Source organism: Corynebacterium sp. TAE3-ERU16 (assembly GCF_019209935.1).
Lineage (GTDB): Bacteria > Actinomycetota > Actinomycetes > Mycobacteriales > Mycobacteriaceae > Corynebacterium > Corynebacterium antarcticum.
In genome coordinates this window covers 68492-85429 of the sequence record NZ_JAHUTN010000010.1, presented here as the reverse complement: position 1 = coordinate 85429, position 16938 = coordinate 68492, and the positions used below count along the sequence as shown (strand labels likewise).

At 66.5% G+C, this 16938-nt stretch carries 12 protein-coding genes; 6 read left to right on the top strand and 6 right to left on the bottom strand.

Annotation, left to right across the window (positions count from 1 at the left end):
* Nucleotides 1-109: 109 nt before the first annotated feature.
* Nucleotides 110-2290 (bottom strand): HtaA domain-containing protein, encoded by a 2181-nt coding sequence (locus tag KRX55_RS10420; protein WP_218407668.1) that lies wholly within the window; start codon nucleotides 2288-2290, stop codon nucleotides 110-112.
* A 279-nt stretch (nucleotides 2291-2569) separates the two neighbouring features.
* Between KRX55_RS10420 and KRX55_RS10415 the strand changes: the two genes are divergently transcribed.
* Nucleotides 2570-2974, top strand: a complete 405-nt coding sequence (locus tag KRX55_RS10415) for a hypothetical protein (RefSeq protein ID WP_218407667.1) — start codon at nucleotides 2570-2572, stop codon at nucleotides 2972-2974.
* A 1-nt stretch (nucleotide 2975) separates the two neighbouring features.
* Here the strand turns inward: KRX55_RS10415 and KRX55_RS12090 are convergent, their stop codons facing one another.
* From KRX55_RS12090 to mqo, 5 genes are all read right to left on the bottom strand, one after another.
* Complete coding sequence (locus KRX55_RS12090; protein ID WP_218407666.1) at nucleotides 2976-5036, bottom strand: Rib/alpha-like domain-containing protein; 2061 nt, start codon at nucleotides 5034-5036, stop codon at nucleotides 2976-2978.
* Complete coding sequence (locus tag KRX55_RS10405) at nucleotides 4993-5283, bottom strand: hypothetical protein (RefSeq protein ID WP_218407665.1); 291 nt, start codon at nucleotides 5281-5283, stop codon at nucleotides 4993-4995. The genes KRX55_RS12090 and KRX55_RS10405 overlap by 44 nt, the downstream gene beginning before the upstream one ends.
* Before the next feature lie 161 nt (nucleotides 5284-5444).
* The gene (locus KRX55_RS10400; protein ID WP_218407664.1) at nucleotides 5445-6284 is read right to left on the bottom strand and encodes a vWA domain-containing protein; all 840 of its coding nucleotides are present in this window, start codon (nucleotides 6282-6284) and stop codon (nucleotides 5445-5447) included.
* Nucleotides 6196-7320 (bottom strand): ATP-binding protein, encoded by a 1125-nt coding sequence (locus tag KRX55_RS10395; protein WP_218407663.1) that lies wholly within the window; start codon nucleotides 7318-7320, stop codon nucleotides 6196-6198. Before KRX55_RS10395 ends, KRX55_RS10400 begins: the two co-directional genes overlap by 89 nt.
* 2 nt (nucleotides 7321-7322) lie before the next feature.
* On the bottom strand, nucleotides 7323-8831 hold the full coding sequence (gene mqo / locus KRX55_RS10390) for a malate dehydrogenase (quinone) (RefSeq protein ID WP_218407662.1): 1509 nt from the start codon (nucleotides 8829-8831) through the stop codon (nucleotides 7323-7325).
* A gap of 685 nt (nucleotides 8832-9516) precedes the next feature.
* Between mqo and KRX55_RS10385 the strand changes: the two genes are divergently transcribed.
* The 5 genes from KRX55_RS10385 to KRX55_RS10365 all read left to right on the top strand — a co-directional run bounded on the left by KRX55_RS10385 (nucleotide 9517) and on the right by KRX55_RS10365 (nucleotide 16938).
* Nucleotides 9517-11886, top strand: coding sequence for a histidine-type phosphatase (locus tag KRX55_RS10385; RefSeq protein WP_218407661.1), 2370 nt, complete (start codon nucleotides 9517-9519; stop codon nucleotides 11884-11886).
* Nucleotides 11887-12052: 166 nt separating this feature from the next.
* Nucleotides 12053-13081, top strand: coding sequence for an alpha/beta hydrolase (locus tag KRX55_RS10380; protein ID WP_218407660.1), 1029 nt, complete (start codon nucleotides 12053-12055; stop codon nucleotides 13079-13081).
* A 73-nt stretch (nucleotides 13082-13154) separates the two neighbouring features.
* Complete coding sequence (mtr, locus tag KRX55_RS10375) at nucleotides 13155-14543, top strand: mycothione reductase (RefSeq protein WP_218407659.1); 1389 nt, start codon at nucleotides 13155-13157, stop codon at nucleotides 14541-14543.
* 97 nt (nucleotides 14544-14640) lie between these two features.
* Nucleotides 14641-16041, top strand: a complete 1401-nt coding sequence (locus KRX55_RS10370) for an MFS transporter (protein ID WP_218407658.1) — start codon at nucleotides 14641-14643, stop codon at nucleotides 16039-16041.
* A gap of 75 nt (nucleotides 16042-16116) precedes the next feature.
* Nucleotides 16117-16938 carry a PTS sugar transporter subunit IIA gene (locus KRX55_RS10365; RefSeq protein ID WP_218407657.1) on the top strand — a complete coding sequence of 274 codons (822 nt, stop codon included), beginning with the start codon at nucleotides 16117-16119 and terminating at the stop codon, nucleotides 16936-16938.

Here is a 16938-nt window from a genome sequence, read left to right as displayed (position 1 = left end):
CGTCTTCCCTTGAATGCCGGTTCCCCGCCCTTCTTTCGGGAGGGACGGGGAACGGTTTTCTCTGGTGACATCGGCCGCCCGGAATCATCCCGGGCACGTGGACGCCGATCTAGCGGTACAGGCCCAGAATGTTGAACCTGACGAAGTGGAACAGTGCGGCGATCATCGCGACTATTCCACCGACGTTCAGGAGAGACAGCAGGCTCAGGCCACCGAAACCGATGAGGAGCTTTCCACCGAATCCGGAGGACATGCCGTTGCCGTCTGGGATCTCCGGGGTGGAGGTAGTGGTGGTGGTAGCCGGAGTGGAAGTCTCCGGAGTGGAGGTTGCCGGACTCGAGGTAGCCGGCGTGGTGGTGGCCGGCGTGGTGGTGGCCGGCGTTTCAGTGCTCTTCAGCGGCTCATTGTCGTCGGATGTCCCGAGTTCGACTGCCTCGAGGGCGTCGTCGGCGGTGCCGACGGTGACGGCGTCGCCGCCGGTGGAGACCTTGATGAGGGTGAGGGTCTCTTCGCCACCGAAGTCGTGGACACCGGAGATGAAGATGTCGTCGCCGACGAACTTCAGTGTGTCCGCGGCCTGGCCGTTGGTGTACTGGAGGGTGGAACCGACGGTGGTGCTCGAGATGACCTCGAGTGTGGTCGGGTCGAGGACGGCGAGTTCGTTGCCGTCGCTGGCGCTGGCCAGCACGAGGTTGCCCTCGGAGTCGAAGGTCGCACCGGTGATGAAGTCGAAGGCGGTGACCTCGTCGGCGGTGCTCTTCCTGGTGAAGGCGCCCTTGGAGTAGGTGTAGACGCCGACGGACTCGAAGTCACTGTTCACGCCGTTGTAGAACACGATGTTCCCGTCGACGATGCTGGCTGTACGTCGTCCGCCGCCGTACAGCACCGACTTGAACTGCTCCTTGGCCGCCTCGATCTCGACGGCCGCCGGGGTCTGACCCGGGCGGATGTGGAGCGGCGTGCTGCCCGTGCGCCCGTCGGGCCCATCGAGGATGTCGTCGAGGATGTAGACGAACGTGCCGTCGGGAAGGGCACGGAGGCCGACGGCGTTGCCGGTGGGACTCCTGTAGCCGTAGGTGCTGTCGAAGCTCCCGCCGTCCTCTGAGGCCGGGGTTCCACGGACCTCGCTCATGGGGGGCAGTGCCGTCTGACTGGAGGTTCCGTCCGTGAGGTTGAACACGGTGAACACGCCTTTTCGCGTGTCGGGGTCGGCGGTGAGGACGCCGAGGGTGTCCGTACCCTCCGAGTAGGCGAGACCGGTCACGTTCGAGTTCGGCACGGTACCGAGTTCCATGACGGCACCGAGACCCGCTGCGCTCGCGTCGGCGTAGCGGATCGTGTTTCCGTCGGCCCAGTAGAGCGTGTCGGTGGCGGACTTCAGCGCGGAGGGGTTGCCGAGGTTGACGGTGATGTCGTCGACGGCGGTGAACTCACTGAGATCGTTGTTCGCGATGACGATCTGGGAGTCACTCGCTTCCTTGCCGCGGGTGATGTGGAGGACGGACCCGTCCTTCAGCCCGAACAACCGGTTGGCATCACCCCTGGAGTACGAGGTCACGGCCTCCTTCACCAGAGTGAGGTCTTCCGTGGCACCGGTGGAGGTTCCGAAGGAGATGGGATCGCCGAAGGAGAGATCCAGGGCGTCGAGGGCGTCGTATCCCTTCGGGTTTCCACTGAGCGCGGCACGTCCCTCCTCGGTGACGGTGACCGCGATGTCTCGGACGGTGGAGACCTCACCGGACCTGTACCTGGCGTTCGAGAGGTCCAGATCGGCCATCACGACGCGGCTGGGTCCGAACCACTCCCTGGTCTTCTTGTCGAGGGTGTGGACGATCATCGAGATGTTCCCGGTGCCGTCGGCCGGGTTGATCGTCACGGTGGGCTCACTGATGGTCAGGTCGAGTTTGCAGTTTCCGCGCTCATCCTGGTCCATGTAGGTCGGACCGCAGAAGTTCATGACGTTGGCGGTACCGGCGTAATTCAGCACCACGGTCCCGTCATCGGAGTCGGTGCGGGAGACGAAGGCGAAGGACGGCACACCCGAGTGGAGCGTCGCTCCGTCGAAGACGCGGTCGAAACCTCCGGATGCCTGCCGGAAGATGCCCAGTACACCCCAGGCGAGGGCCGGGGTGTCGTCCGCGTAGCTGGTGGTGGAGGCGACGTGCTCGATGCCGATCTTCGCGTTCTCGTCGGCCCCCGAGACAGCGGGGGTGATCAGGGAGATCGACATGGTCAGGCAGGCTACGACAGCGAGGCCGGCCCGGGAGAGACGACGGGTGGACTGAGTCATGGTGCGTTACTTTCTGGGTTTCAGGGGATATCGGTGGTCAGGGACCCTGCTCGGCTCATTGATGTTCGAGTACCGGCTTCCGGGCCACAGCACGTTCCCTAACCTACCTTAGGCATGCCTAATTTCAAACCGTGTTCTGAAACTATATTCACTTTTCTATCAGGTAAATCTTCGCCTAAATGTTTCCGGTTCCAAGCTTCCGGAATATCTTCGGCACCGCGACCGTTGATCCGGATGCCCCGTCCGTACGCCACACCCGATACCGAAGGAACATCCACCGTGTCTACTACCGCATCCCCCATACCCGACATTCCGGATTCCGCCCGCCTCGTCGGTGTCTACAACGCCAACGGGGGAATGCTCGGCGAAGTGTCGTATGTCATCGGAAAGCTCCGCGGAACCACCCACTGCAGCCTCTGCGACATCAGCCACGGCAGATCGGTCCGGGAACGGAAGGACTGGACCACCGCCCTCGATCAACTTCCGCTCCCCCTGGAGACGGTCCATCTCAACGAAATGGACACAGCGACAGCCCGGGCCGCAGGTGGCAACAGCCCGGTTGTCGTGTACCTGGACGGAGACCACGACCGCATTCTCCTCACTCCGGCCGATCTGGACTCCTGCGCGGGGCGGGTCGACCGGTTCCTGGAGCTCGTGACCGATCGGCTCGCCGGGACCCGATGATCTAGCGGGACATGACGGACAGGTGGAGGCCGCCCGGCACATGGGTCCGGAGGAAGTGGATCAGGCCCACAACGAGCGCGAGGAAACCACTGATGTTCAGGAGCGGAAGCAGCCCTGGGGCACCGACCGTGTCAGCTTCGCCGGATCCGCCGAACAGCACACCCAGAATTCCGCCGGAGCTCGTGGATCCGGGCGGTGTTCCGCCGTCGCCATCCCCGGTACCGTTCCCGTCACCATCACCGTCTCCGTCACCACCACCGACGGAGAAGGCGGCGATCGACTTGTCCACGCTTCCGTCGGCGTAGGTGACCGTCACGACGACACCGATGGTCTTCCCGGCATCGGCGGCCGTGGGTGTCAGTGTGACCACACCGGTGTCGGGATCCACCACCGCTTCCCCCGGCCGTTCACCGTCCAGCGAGTAACTCACCGTGCCGGGAACCCGATCACTGTCCGAGGTGAAGGTGGGCTCCGGGGAACTGGCCTTCTGTCCCGGTTCCGCCGGTGTCACCGGATAGACCGGGGTGAGCTCGCGGGCATCGGTCACCGGAGCCACTGAGCCTCCGTTGAGCGACTCATCCATGTAGAACGGGGTGATCGAGGGGTCGAGCTTGCCCGCCGCGGTGGCCTCCTCGAGCATCTGGAGTCCGATGTAGGTGTCGAGATCGGTGTCCGGGTTTTCGGTACCGGGTCGGCCGTCGAGGACGATGATCCGTCCACCGGTGGCGACGACCCCGTCGTTCTGATTGCGTTCGGTTCCCTCCATGAAGCTCGACAGGGTCGCCGAATCCACCACCTCGAAGGTGACGGGATCGATGATGGCCAGGGTGGATTTGTCGGCGTCGGTGAGGACGAGATTGCCGTCATCGGTGAACGCACCACCGGCGAGATTCGCGAGGTTCACCCCGTCCACGACGACCTTGTCCCGACCGTGGACCTGTGTGAAGGTGCCGTTCTCGTAGGTGTAGGTGGCCACCCCCTGCCTCTCCTGATCCGCGTAGTCGTTCCAGATCGCTATTATCCGGCCACCACGGACCGCGACGCCGTCGTTGGATGCGACGAACCCGTACTGCGGCCACGCTTCGGTGACCAGCGTCGCGGTGACATCCTCCTTCGGCGTGACGTGGATCGGGACGGCACCACGTTTCCGGGGTCCGCCGAACCCGTCGTCGGTCCCCTCGACCGGTGTCGTCCCGTGATCATTCACGGACAGCCAGGTCCCGTCCGGTAGGCCGAGGAGCTTCGATGCGCGCCCGTTCGGGATGGACTCGCCGTACGCGCCGTCCGAGTAGTACCTGTCGTCGACGGGGATACCGAACAGCTGGCTGCCACTGGGCAGGTCGACGGTCGCGCGCTCCCCACCCGGGGCGATCGTGGTGAACTGGTCATCACCCTTGCGGGCCTGGTGGATGATGCCCACCTCCCCGGTCGCTGCGTTGAAGCCCATCGAGGTCACACGGTGCGGGAGTCGCGTGATGAGTTCCGGTTCCCCCACACCCGCCGCCGTGACCGCGGCCCTGTAGACCGGGGTGTCCACCACCGGATCCAGGAACCCCGCGGGCTCGTTGTATCCGGCGAAGTAGAGCACGTTCTCCGTCGGGTCGTAGGCGGAGGGGTTGTCCGAGTCGAGATCGATCGTGCGTTTCTCGCCGATCGGCTTCATGTCCCGCCCGATCAGGACGGCGGTGCTGGTCTCGTGGTCCCCCGCGACCAGCACCAGTGATCCGTCACTCCGCGGGAAGAGCCGCACCGCGTGCTCGAGGACGATCCCCGTGTGTTCGACGGCTGTCGTCGAGTAGCCGCCGTCCCCGGCGCCCGTGAACCCGGGGTCACCCGTGAAGGTGAAGTCCAGGAGGGACAGCGCGTCGCCCTCGTCGAGGACGTCGCTGAACGCATGCGCCCCGGCGACGGTCAGCGCCGAGGGAACATCCGCCCACGTGGTCAGGTCGCCCGAGGTGTTGTAGCGGCCGTTCTTCAGGTCGAAGGTGGCCAGGTCCAGGCGTTCCGACCCCTCCCACTCACCGGAGTTCCGGTTGATGGAGTGAACGACGGCACTGAACACTCCCCTGCCGCACCCCGTCGAGGGTGGTGTCGGCACCTCCCGAGATCTGCATGAACAGGTCGCGGATGTTCCAGTACATCGCCGGTGTGTCATCGGGGTACTCGGTGATTTCAGCCGTGTGCCTGATCCCGATGGGGTTGGTCGCTTCCGCCGCGGCCGGCGACACGGCCAGAGGGGAAGCGGTCAGTGCGACACATGCGAATGCACCGATTCCCGCCCGGTGGATTCGGTGGATTCTTCTGGCCATGCGGTGTCCTCGGGTCACTCGGAAGGTGCGGTACCGCACCGTGACCCCGGGGCCGGCCCGGACGGAACGGCGCCGCCTTTGACCGGAAGCTTAGTTTAGGCTCAGCTATGTCTGAGGTTTCCGGGCGAACTGTGGGACACTCCTCAGTCTTCGACGGTCACTCAGACCGCCTCGATGACACCGGCCACCGAATCCGCCGACACCTCATCGAGCCGGACGCAGACCCCCTCGAGCCGTTTCGCGAGGTCCGCAGCCAGGCCGAGTCGGATGCGACCCGCCCGCTCACAGTCAATCACCAGACTGCCCGCGAGTCCGCGCTCCCGGATCACGGCGGCTGCCCGGCGGGCCCCGGCGGTCCCGGATACCCCGGTGGCGCGCCCGTCGGAGAGCACGACGAGCAGGGCCCGTCGCCCGGGTTCCCTGCGGTGTTCCCGTTCGATCAGGTCGTGGGCCATCATCAGGCCCTCACCGAGAGGCGTACGCCCGCCGGTCGGGGCCCCCTCGAGCCGGCGCACCGCGGTCACGGTCGATCCGGTCGGGGGAAGCAGGATCTCGGGGGCTGATCCCCTGACCGAGATCACCGCGATCCTGTCACGGCGCTGATAGGCGTCCCGGAGCATCGAGACGACGGCGCCGGTCACGGCGGAGAGCCGGTCCCTGCCCGCCATCGATCCCGAGGCGTCGACGACGAAGACGATGAGGTTGGACTCCATGCCCCGCCGGAGTGAACCGCGGAGGTCCTCGGGCCGGAAGTCGATCAGGCCGTCCACGATCCCGGCACCCCGCTCAGCGGCGGCGAGCACCGAACCGACGACGTTCAGTCCGCGACCACCCGGGATCGCCCGAACGTTCTGCCCCTGTGCCGACCACGCCTTGGAACGGCGCCCGGGGACCCCCTCATCTCCGGAGCCCTTACGCCTCAGTACCCGCGGAACGAAAGGGGGCGCCCTGTTCGGCGCGACCTGCCTTCCCGTCGGAGGTCGGCTGTTCGGACGGTTCATCGGTCTGCTCAGGAGGATCCTGGGGGGTGTCGTCCTCTGTGTCCCGGTCCTCGGGCTCCGGATCGTTCGCCTCCGGTTCCGGGGCGTTGTCCTCCGGCTGCTCCGGGTGCTGGTCGCGGGCCTCGTCCATGGTCTCGTCGAGCTTGTCCTCGTCGAGACCCGGCTCATCGAAGGGATCGCGGCGGCGTCGGTGCGGTAGCGCGAGCTGCGCCGCGGTCCGGATGTCCCCGTCGGTGACGACGGTGTCGCCGCGGTAGGCGGCGCAGGCCGCCGCGGCGCGCGCGATGACGAGATCGGCGCGCATTCCGTCGACGTCGAAGCTGGCGCAGATGTGCGCGATGCGGGCCAGGTTCGTCCCCGTGAGCTCGACCCGGGGGAGAATCTCCCGCGCCCGGGCGATGCGGGCGGAGAGATCGGCGTCCTCCTCCGCCCACACCGACGCGAATCCCGCGGGATCCGCCTCGTAGGCCAGGCGCCGCCGGATGATCTCGGTGCGGATCTCCACATCACGTGATGCGACGACATCGACGGCCAGCCCGAAGCGGTCGAGCAGCTGGGGACGCAGCTCCCCCTCCTCCGGGTTCATCGTCCCGACGAGCACGAAGTTCGCGGGGGAGCTGTGCGAGATGCCGTCCCTCTCGATGGTGACGCGGCCGGTGGCGGCCGCATCGAGGAGCGTGTCCACGAGGTGATCGGCGAGGAGATTCACCTCGTCGACGTAGAGCACGCCCCCGTCGGCCTGTGCCAGCAGTCCCGGATGGTATTCCGCGCGCCCGGTCGTGAGTACCGTCTCGACGTCGAGCGAACCGACCACGCGGTCCTCGGTGGCGCCGATGGGGAGGTTGACGAGCGGCGCTCCACCGAGCAGGGCCGCGAAGGCCCGCACGGTGGTCGTCTTCGCCGTGCCCTTTTCCCCGCGCACGACGACACCCCCGATCCGGGGCGAGACGGCGTTGAGGATCAGGGCCAGCCGAAGCTGATCCTGACCCACGACCGCAGCGAACGGATAACCGGCGTCGGGGGTGGAGTGCGTCACTGTTAGGCCTGGTCCTCCAGCTTGAGGGTCTTCTGGGTGCGCTCCCAGGTCTCGTGGAACAGCTTCTCGTCCATGGCGAGCTTGGTGCCGTAGGTGGGCACCATCTCCTTGATCTTCGGACCCCACGAGACCATGTGGGAACCGAAGCAGCGCTCCAGGAGTTCGAGCATCGCGGCAGGCGCGATGGAGGCTCCGGGAGACGCCCCGAGGATGCCCGCGATGGAGCCTTCGGCGTTGTTGATCAGGGCGGTGCCGAACTCGAGGGAACCGAACCGCGGTCCCGCGACAGGCTTGATGACCTGGACGCGCTGGCCGGCGGTGACCAGCTCCCAGTCCTCGGAACGGGCGCTCGGCATGTACTCACGGAGCGACTCCATGCGGGCCTCGGCGTCCTTCATCACCTCGGTGATGAGGTACTTGGTCAGGCCCAGCTCCTGCACACCGACGGCCGCCATGGAGGGGATGTTGGTGGGACGCAGGGACTTGGCCAGATCCAGCCAGGAACCCTGCTTGAGGAACTTCGGGGTCCAGCCGGCGTAGGGGCCGAACAGCAGCCCCGTCTTGCCGTCGATGACGCGGGTGTCGAGGTGGGGCACGCTCATCGGGGGCGCACCGACGGACGCCTTTCCGTAGACCTTGGCGTGGTGCTGGGCGATGATCTCCTCGTTGGTGCAGCGCAGCCACTCACCGGAGACGGGGAATCCACCGAAGCCGCGGATCTCGGGGATACCGGACTTCTGGAGCAGCGGTAGTGCCATTCCGCCGGCGCCGACGAACACGAAGTTCGCCCGCACCACACTGGTGTCACCGGTGTGGACATTCTTGACCTTGATCTTCCACTTCGACCCGTCCCGGATGATGTCGGCGACCTCGTGGCCGTACCGGATCTCGGTCCCGGCCTCTTCCGCGTTGCGGAGGAACTGACGGGTCAGCGCACCGTAGTTGATGTCCGTTCCGGCGTCGGTCCAGGAGATGGCGACCTTCCGCCTGTCGAAGTCGCGGCCTTCCGCCATGAGCGGGAGGAACTCCGCGAACTTCTGCTGGTCATCGGTGAACTGCATGTCCGGGAACAGCGGGTGGACGGACAACGCGTCATAGCGCTTGCGCAGGTACTGGACCTGGTCGTCGCCCTGGGCGAAGGAGACGTGGGGGACCTGGTTGATGAAGTCACGTGCGTTGTCGAGCTCGTTGTTCTCCAGGAGGTAGGACCAGAACTGGCGGGAAACCTGGAACTTCTCGTTGACGGCGACGGCCTTTGTGGTCTGGATCTCACCGTTGACCTCCGGGGTGTAATTCAGCTCGCACAGCGCGGAGTGCCCGGTACCGGCGTTGTTCCACGGCGAGGACGACTCCTCGGCGGGGCCGTCGAGGCGTTCGAAGACGAGCTGCGACCAGCCCGGCTCAAGCTGCCGGAGCATCGCGCCGAGGGTGGCGGACATGATGCCTGCACCGATCAGACAGACGTCGACCTCATCTGTCACATGAGCTGCGGAAACCTTGGAGTCAGACACTGTATTCAACCTTCGCTAGTTCTCTGAATTGTGCATTCGTCCCAGTCCCGGTACGCGGATCCTCTCCGGACCCACCACCATCACGGCATCATCCACCGTTCCACCCTGGCCGGCCGACCTGTGCCCGCTCATCTGTCCGCCCATCCCTCGACAACGATGGGATGGCACGCGCGACATGACACGACACCGACGGACCCCTGCAGAGCATCCCGATCGACCACCACTGACCGATGATGCCTTCACCAGCACCGGCGTGGCCCAAGATAAGGATTCCCGGACTGGCCTATCGCTGTAACACCTTACGCCCCGCACCCCGGGGGTATCAGCACAGCCCCGATTTCGATGCCCACTTCCCCACCCACCGACACCCCCGATCTTCCTGACATCACGCCACCTACCTCGAAAAACCCGCCGGAAGCGCGCGAACTCCGCCGGGGGCGGAAGGTCGAGGGGAGAGGAGGCCATACCGTCACCACCCCCACGTTCACCCCCACCGGGCGGGATCATCCCCACCTCCGGTGTTCCATCGGCCGTCAACGGTGCAGCACCTCCGCGTCACTCACCTGAAAACCTGGTGAACAGTCAATGTCCGCACGCGGAGAACCGTGACCGGAGAGTTACGTTTCATCCTGAATGCCCCGTTACCCCCCGGAAACAGATCCCCGGAAGAAGGATGACCACCAGTATGTTCCGAAACCCCCTCAGAAGACGCACGACCGCACTGCTCGTCGCCGCCGCCACGATCCTCGGTGCCAGTCCCGCCACCGCCGACGAGACGGCGGTTCCCCAGTACGGATTCAAGAATCAGTACATCCCGATGGGCACGCCGGCTGACGCCACGACCCCTCCGGACGGGTTCGAGCAGGTCTACACCATGGTGCTGGGCCGTCACGGATCCCGCGGAGCGAGCTCCTCCTCCCGCTTCAAGAACACCATGAAGTACCTCAGGAGGGCGCAGGATCAGCCCGGTGCGCTCACCCCTCTCGGTGAGCAGGTGCTCGTCGAGATCGACCAGATACTGCAGATGACGAGGAACCTGCCGGCCAACGATCACCTGACGCCTCCGGAAGAGGGGGGATACGGAACACTCACCACCCTCGGAGCGCAGGAATGGCAGGCTATCGGACAGCGCAACTACGAGCGCAACCGGGACTTCTACACCCGGATCGCGAACGCCGGGACGAACGAAAAGCTCAGGTACCACAGCTCACCCAAGGGCCGGTCCCAGTTCTCCGGAGTGAACTTCGCCATCGGGCTGCACGACTCGGACGCGGCACTCGATCCGCTGATGGGCTACGACGCCTCCGCCCCGGTCCCCATCGACACCGGGGTGTTCGGGGCCGACGGTGAGCAGACTCCCCAGTCCAAGCTGATGATCGAGTACAAGAACAAGGACAGCCTCGATTACCCGGCGTACAAGGCCTCCCAGGATCTTCCCGACGAGAAGCAGGCCGGTGAGGCGTCCCACAGTGACCCGGCCGTCATCAGCGCCGCCCGGGAGATCCTGGGGCACCTCTACTCGCCCGAGTACCTGGCGACGCTGGACGATGAGGATGCCATCTCGCAGGCCCACCAGTTCTACTCCGTCAACGGCTACGCCCGACTGCTCACCGAGGAAGCCGGTGCACCGGCGGAGGGCTGGGCCACCGAGAAGTACATGACCCAGCAGACCGCCCGGGAGATGCGGTACCTCTACGAGGTCCACGACTTCTACACCTTCGGCCCCGGACGCGAGGGCTCCTCGGATTCCTACCGGATCTACGACCCCCTCATCCGGCTGATGCTCAAGGACGTCGACGACCGTGCGAACGGAACCTCCGAGGTCGCGGGTAACTTCTACTTCACCCACGGCGAGACCCTCGGTCCCGTCGAGAGCTACCTCCAGATCCCGCAGGCGAACCACCCCACGCCTCCCGGGAGGTTCTTCGACAAGGACAACGCGTGGAATTCATCGGTGACCGTTCCGATGGCCGCTAACATCCAGTGGGACGCATTCCGCAACAAGGCCGGGATCACTCTGGTGCGGATGCTGTTCAACGAGAAGGAGACACCCTTCGGGCCGAAGTGCCAGTCGATCGCCGACGGTTCCCCCTTCTACACACTCAACGAGCTGAATGCCTGCGTGCCGTTGGACTCCGTCTCGGACCACTCCGAGGCCCGCCCCGCAGCCATATGGGCACCCGGACTCTCGACGAAACCGGTCTCCGTCTGCGAGGGTGAGCTCCTCGATCCGAGGGCCGGAATCACCGGCCTGTCGGACGACGCCACCATCGAGGTCGTGACGCCGGCGGACACCAGCACGGCCGGTGAGAAGGAACAGCAGGTCAACGTGACGGTTCCCGGCGCCGAGACCGGGGAACTCACCGTTCCGGTCAGCGTCGTGAAGTGCTCGACCGAAACCTCCACCACCACGGTCACCAGCACCAGCGTCATCACGGAGACCGCCGACCCGGTCACGGTCACCGAGATGCCGGAACCCGTCACCAGCGTGACCACCGAGGTTCCGGATCCGGTCACCGGCACGGTGACCACGACGCCCTCCCCGGTCACGACCACGGTGACCACGACCCGGGAACCGGTCACGGTGACGATGCAACCGTCCCCCACCACGGTCACCGAGACACAGACACTGACGCCCCCGACCGTCACCGAGACCTCCGCGTCGGTACCGACGACCGTCACGGAAACCACGACCGTCCTGACGACGACGACGGTACGACCCGAGCCGACCACGGTGACCGCCACTCCGGCGCCCGCCACGGGTACCGTGACGGTGACCGAGACCGTTGCGCCGGGAACCACCACCGTGACCACGGAACCGACGGCCACGGTCACCACCACCGAAAATCCCCGGCCCACTGATTCCGTTCCCGCGGTCACGGGCATCGTCGCGTTGCTGCACTCGATCCTCGCGATCCTGACCAACCTCAATTTCCCGACCACTCTGGGCGGACTGTCCAGCGGGAACAACACCGACCACCTCTTCCTCCCCAGGTTCAACGGAGGAGCACTGGAGGCGTTGCTGGCCGCGATCCGCTCCTGGCGCAACCTGTAACAGCCCTCTCCCCGACCCCGGAGAACCACACCGTCCCGCCCATCGGCGCCGGGCGGCGGGGTTCTCCGGGTTTTTCGTCCCGTACCGGTGCACCGGTGGGAGGTCCGCCCGTGCACCGGTGTCGCGGGCCCCGCATGCCACGCCACCCCGGGATAGGGTGGTCGACATGAGCGATCTGCCGATCTCCGAGACGTACACGGACGACATCCTGGGCGACGGGTTCACCAGACGGTCCCTTCGCCTGGGCGAAGACCCGGAAGGCGACGGACCGGTGGTGGCGACACTGGTCAGGTACCTTCCGGGTGGCTGCCGGGACTTCGACTCACGACCCGCGATGCTCTTCGTCCACGGAATGAGCGACTACTTCTTCCACCGGCACGTCGCCGAGCGCTTCCACCGGGAGGGCTACGCCGTGTACGGGGTGGACCTGCGCAAGTGCGGCCGTTCCCACCTGGCGGGACAGCTGTGGCACGACATACGGGACGTCCGCCGGTATTTCGAGGATCTCGACGCGACCGTGGACGCGGTGCGACAGGACCACGGTCAGGTGATCATCCAGGCACACTCCACGGGCGGCCTCATCGTCCCCCTCTGGCTGGACCACCTCCGCAGGGCGACGCTCACCGGGGACCCCGTGGCCGCGGCGCGACACTCCGCGATCGCGGCGACGGTCCTCAACAGCCCGTGGCTCGACCTGATGTTCCCCGCGCCGCTCCACCGCTGGACCCGCCCGCTGATCCGTGCACTGGGGGGCCGGGCACCGGAACTCAACCTCCCCGGTGGACTCGCCGGCTACGGCGAGTCCATCCACGCCGACCACTACGGCGAGTGGGATTTCGACACCCGGATCAAACCGATAGCCGGTCACGCGAAGAACGCGGGCTGGTTCGCCGCCGTCGTCCGCGCCCAGGACACGGTCCACGCCGGGGGTGTGGAATGCGGGACCCCGGTTCTGGTGTTGTGCTCTACACAGTCCTGGCTCAACAAGCCGTACTCGGCGGTGACGGACACCTCGGACGCGGTACTCGATGTCGATCAGATCCGGCGGTGGGCACCGTCGCTCGGCGCAGATGTCACCGTGATCCCGGTGGAGGGTGCCCGCCACGACGTGTGGCTCTCGCTCCGTCGCCCCAGAGAACGGGCATTCACCGCCGCGATCAACTGGTTGGCCGAGACCCTGGCCGACCGGGCCTGAACCGACTCCCCGCTACAGCGACAACCGATCCGGACACGACCCCGACACGACAAGGAACTGCGGACCACCTGCCATGACCAATTCATCCCCCACCCACTACGACCTCATCATCATCGGAACCGGATCCGGCAACTCGATTCCGGGCCCGGAATTCGACGACAGGAAGATCGCAATCGTCGAAAAGGGACGCTTCGGCGGTACCTGCCTCAACGTCGGCTGCATACCCACGAAGATGTACGTCTACACCGCGGATGTCGCGGAAGAGATCCGCAACGCCGCCACCTACGGGCTGGACGCGCAGCTCAATGGCGTGGACTGGGCCTCCATCCGGGAAAGGGTGTTCGGCCGACGCGTCGACCCCATCGCCGACGGCGGGGAGGCGTACCGCCGCGGGGACGAGACCCCGAACATCGACGTCTACGACCGTGCCGCACGCTTCGTCGGCCCGAAGACCCTAGAGACGGGGTCTGGGGATGAGGTCGTCACCATCACGGGTGACACGATCGTCATCGCAGCCGGCGCGCGACCCACGATTCTCCCGGCGATCGCGGAATCGGGAGTGACGTACTACACCAACGAGAACATCATGCGCCTGGAGAAGCTGCCGGAGACGATGACGGTCCTCGGCGGCGGATTCATCGCCGTCGAGTTCGCCCACGTCTTCGCGTCCCTCGGCGTCGACGTCACCCTGGTCAACCGGTCGGAGCGGCTGCTGCGCAAGACCGACGCCGCCATCTCCGACCGCTACACCGAGCTCGCGGGGAAACGCTTCACCCTGAGGCTGGGTGTGACCCCGACGGGTGCGACCGAGGACGAGCACGGTGTGACGCTGAAACTCGACGACGGTTCCGAGGTCACCTCCGAGGTACTGCTCGCGGCTACGGGACGCACGCCGAACGGCGATCAGCTGAATCTCGGCGCCGCCGGCATCGAGATGGACGGCCCACGCATCAAGGTCGACGAGTACGGGCGGACGACCGCCGAGGGGGTCTGGGCGCTCGGTGACGTCAGCTCGCCGTACCAGCTCAAGCACGTCGCCAACGCGGAGATGCGTGCGGTGAGACACAACCTGCTCCACCCGGAGGACCTCAGGCCCATGCCGCACGAGAACGTTCCCGCCGCGATCTTCACCCACCCCCAGATCGCCAGCGTCGGGCTCACCGAGGATGAGGCCCGCGACGCCGGGTACGACGTCACCGTCAAGGTGCAGGACTACGGCGACGTGGCGTTCGGCTGGGCGATGGAGGACAGCACCGGGTTCGCCAAACTCATCGCCGACCGCTCCACCGGGCGGTTGCTCGGCGCCCACATCATCGGGCCGCAGGCCTCCACCCTGATCCAGCAGCTGATCACGGTGATGGCCTTCGACCTCGACGTCCGCGAGGTGGCCCGTGACCAGTACTGGATCCACCCGGCACTGCCCGAACTCATCGAGAACGCACTACTCGGCCTGGAGTTCTAGCCCCCGCATCCCCGTCGTCCCGCCACCACCGACCGGACCCGCGCCATCCGCAGGCGGTCGCGGGACGGACAGCCGGCCTGGGGTAGGATCGCCCGCTATGCAGCGCGGTTCAGCCAACACCCCGGGAGACCGTCCGGACGGGGGCGGCATCTTCTCCCCCACCTATCTCGCGACCACCGTCGGTCTGCTGATGGCCATCACGGCCTGCGCCTTCGACAACACCGCGGTGACGGCGGTGATGCCCCGCATCACCGAGGTCCTCGGGGACACGCAGTCCTATTCCCTGGCGTTCGCGATTCCGTTCGCCGTGTCGATCGTCGCCATGGTCGCCGCCGGTATCGCCACGGACGTCGCGGGCGTGAGACTCTCCCTGCTGACGGGGACCGGTACCCTGGCGGTGGGGTTGGCGCTGTCGGTCGTGGCGCCGGACATGACCGTTTTCCTGATCTCCCGCGGTGTCCAGGGGTTCGGCATCGGAGCGGTCATAGTCGCCATCTACGCGGTGATCGCACAGGTCTACCCCGCCCGCCTCCGGGCACCGGTGTTCGCCGCCTTCTCCGGGGCATGGGTGATCCCGTCACTGATCGGCCCCGCACTCGCCGGGATCCTGACGGAGACGTTCTCCTGGCACTCGGTCTTCCTGTTCACCCTGGTTCTCCTGCTCGTCGCGGCGGGCCTGCTGTGGCCCTCGGTCCGGCGGCTGCCGGTCACCCGGGGCACGTTGTCGCCGAGGAGCACGCGCATGCTCCTCGCAGCTCTCGCCCTGTCCACCGCCGCCGGGGTCCTCAACTACTCGTCCCAGCTGGCGCTGGGTGCCGCGTTCCTCGGATTCGTCCTCGCGCTCCCGGTCATCGCGGTGTCCATCCGTCCACTCGTGCCGGCCGGTACGTTGCGTGGCCGTCCCGGTGTGCCGCGCCTGGTCTCCTCCAGGGTGCTGACGGACATGGTCCTCGCCGCGGAGATCTACATCCCGCTCCTCCTCGCCGAAGTGTACGGACTCGGCCCGACACTCACCGGCCTGGGGCTCACCGTCAGTGGCGTCACCTGGTTCATCGGTTCGCACATCCAGGCCCGCCACGCGGCACACCTGTCCACCCCGGTGGTCTGCCGGCTCGCCGCCGCCGGGATGGCTCCGGGGCTGATCATCGTGGCCCTCACCGCGGTGTCCGGAATCCACTGGGCGTTCGCCGTGGCGGGGTGGGGGCTGTCGGCCTTCGGCATCGGCTTCGTCTACCCCCGGATCTCCAGTGACGCCCTCGAGTTGAGTCCCCCGGAGCGAACCGGCTTCATCGGTTCCGCCCTCCAGGTCGCGGGTATCACCGGCATGACCATCGCGGTCGCCGTCGGAGCGCTCACCCTGGCGCTCACGGCGGGTCTGGACGTGCACTGGCGGTTCCTGACCACCTACCTGGTGCTGGCTGCAGGTGTCCTGCCGTTCATCTGGCTCTGGCGGCCGGGAGTCGAGGAGCCGTCCCCCGAGCCCCTCCGGGTCCGGTGACAGCACACGAGCTGGAGACGGGAAACACGTCCCGACCCCTGGTGTAGCCACCGCCACATATCCTAGAGTTCGGTCATGACCGAACTCATCGATCTCCTGACCCCGGACACCATCTCCGTCGGAGTCTCCGCCGATGACTGGGAGTCCGCTGTCCGACAGGCCGGGCAGATCCTCGTGGATTCGGGGAGCTGCACCGCGGAGCACACCGGGAACATGGTGTCCGCGGTCCGGGACAACGGCCCGTACATCGTCATCGCACCGGGGCTGGCCTTCGCGCACGCGAGGCCCTCCTCAGCGGTGCTCAGTACCGGCATGTCCCTGATCGTCCTGAAGGAGCCGGTGACCTTCGGACACCCGGACAACGATCCCGTTTCACTGGTCGTCGCCCTCGCGGCCACCGATCCCGAGACCCACCTGTCGGCGATGAAGGATCTCACACGCTCACTCAGGTCCGCGGGTACGCGGGATCAGGTGACGCGGGCCGACTCCGCGGAAGACGTCCACCGTATCCTCTCCGGCACCCGGCCCGGTGCGGGAGCGGACACGCCGGATCAGACACCCGCACCGTCGGCGGTCGATTCCGGGAAAGCCGGCGGTGAGACCGTCCCGAGCAAGGGACTGATCCTCACGGTCTGCGGTAACGGCCTGGGGACTTCACTGTTCCTGAAAAACACCCTCGAGGACGTGCTCGACGGGTGGGGATGGTCCCGGTACATGGCGGTGGAGGCCACCGACACGATCTCGGCGAAGGGAAGAGCCGGGGACGCGGACTGCATCCTCACCTCCCGGGAGATCGCCCGGGCCCTCGGGGATCTCGGGGTCCCGGTGCGGGTGATCTCCGATTTCACCTCCACCGACGAGATCGACGCCGCCCTCCGCGGGATCTACGCGGTCTGA

Excerpts from the sequence above, each read along its gene's own strand:
- KRX55_RS10420 (WP_218407668.1), bottom strand. The coding sequence starts at position 2,290 with ATGACTCAGTCCACCCGTCGTCTCTCCCGGGCCGGCCTCGCTGTCGTA.
- KRX55_RS10405 (WP_218407665.1), bottom strand. The coding sequence starts at position 5,283 with ATGGCCAGAAGAATCCACCGAATCCACCGGGCGGGAATCGGTGCATTC.
- KRX55_RS10400 (WP_218407664.1), bottom strand. The coding sequence starts at position 6,284 with ATGAACCGTCCGAACAGCCGACCTCCGACGGGAAGGCAGGTCGCGCCG.
- KRX55_RS10385 (WP_218407661.1), top strand. The coding sequence starts at position 9,517 with ATGTTCCGAAACCCCCTCAGAAGACGCACGACCGCACTGCTCGTCGCC.
- KRX55_RS10380 (WP_218407660.1), top strand. The coding sequence starts at position 12,053 with ATGAGCGATCTGCCGATCTCCGAGACGTACACGGACGACATCCTGGGC.
- mtr (WP_218407659.1), top strand. The coding sequence starts at position 13,155 with ATGACCAATTCATCCCCCACCCACTACGACCTCATCATCATCGGAACC.
- KRX55_RS10370 (WP_218407658.1), top strand. The coding sequence starts at position 14,641 with ATGCAGCGCGGTTCAGCCAACACCCCGGGAGACCGTCCGGACGGGGGC.
- KRX55_RS10365 (WP_218407657.1), top strand. The coding sequence starts at position 16,117 with ATGACCGAACTCATCGATCTCCTGACCCCGGACACCATCTCCGTCGGA.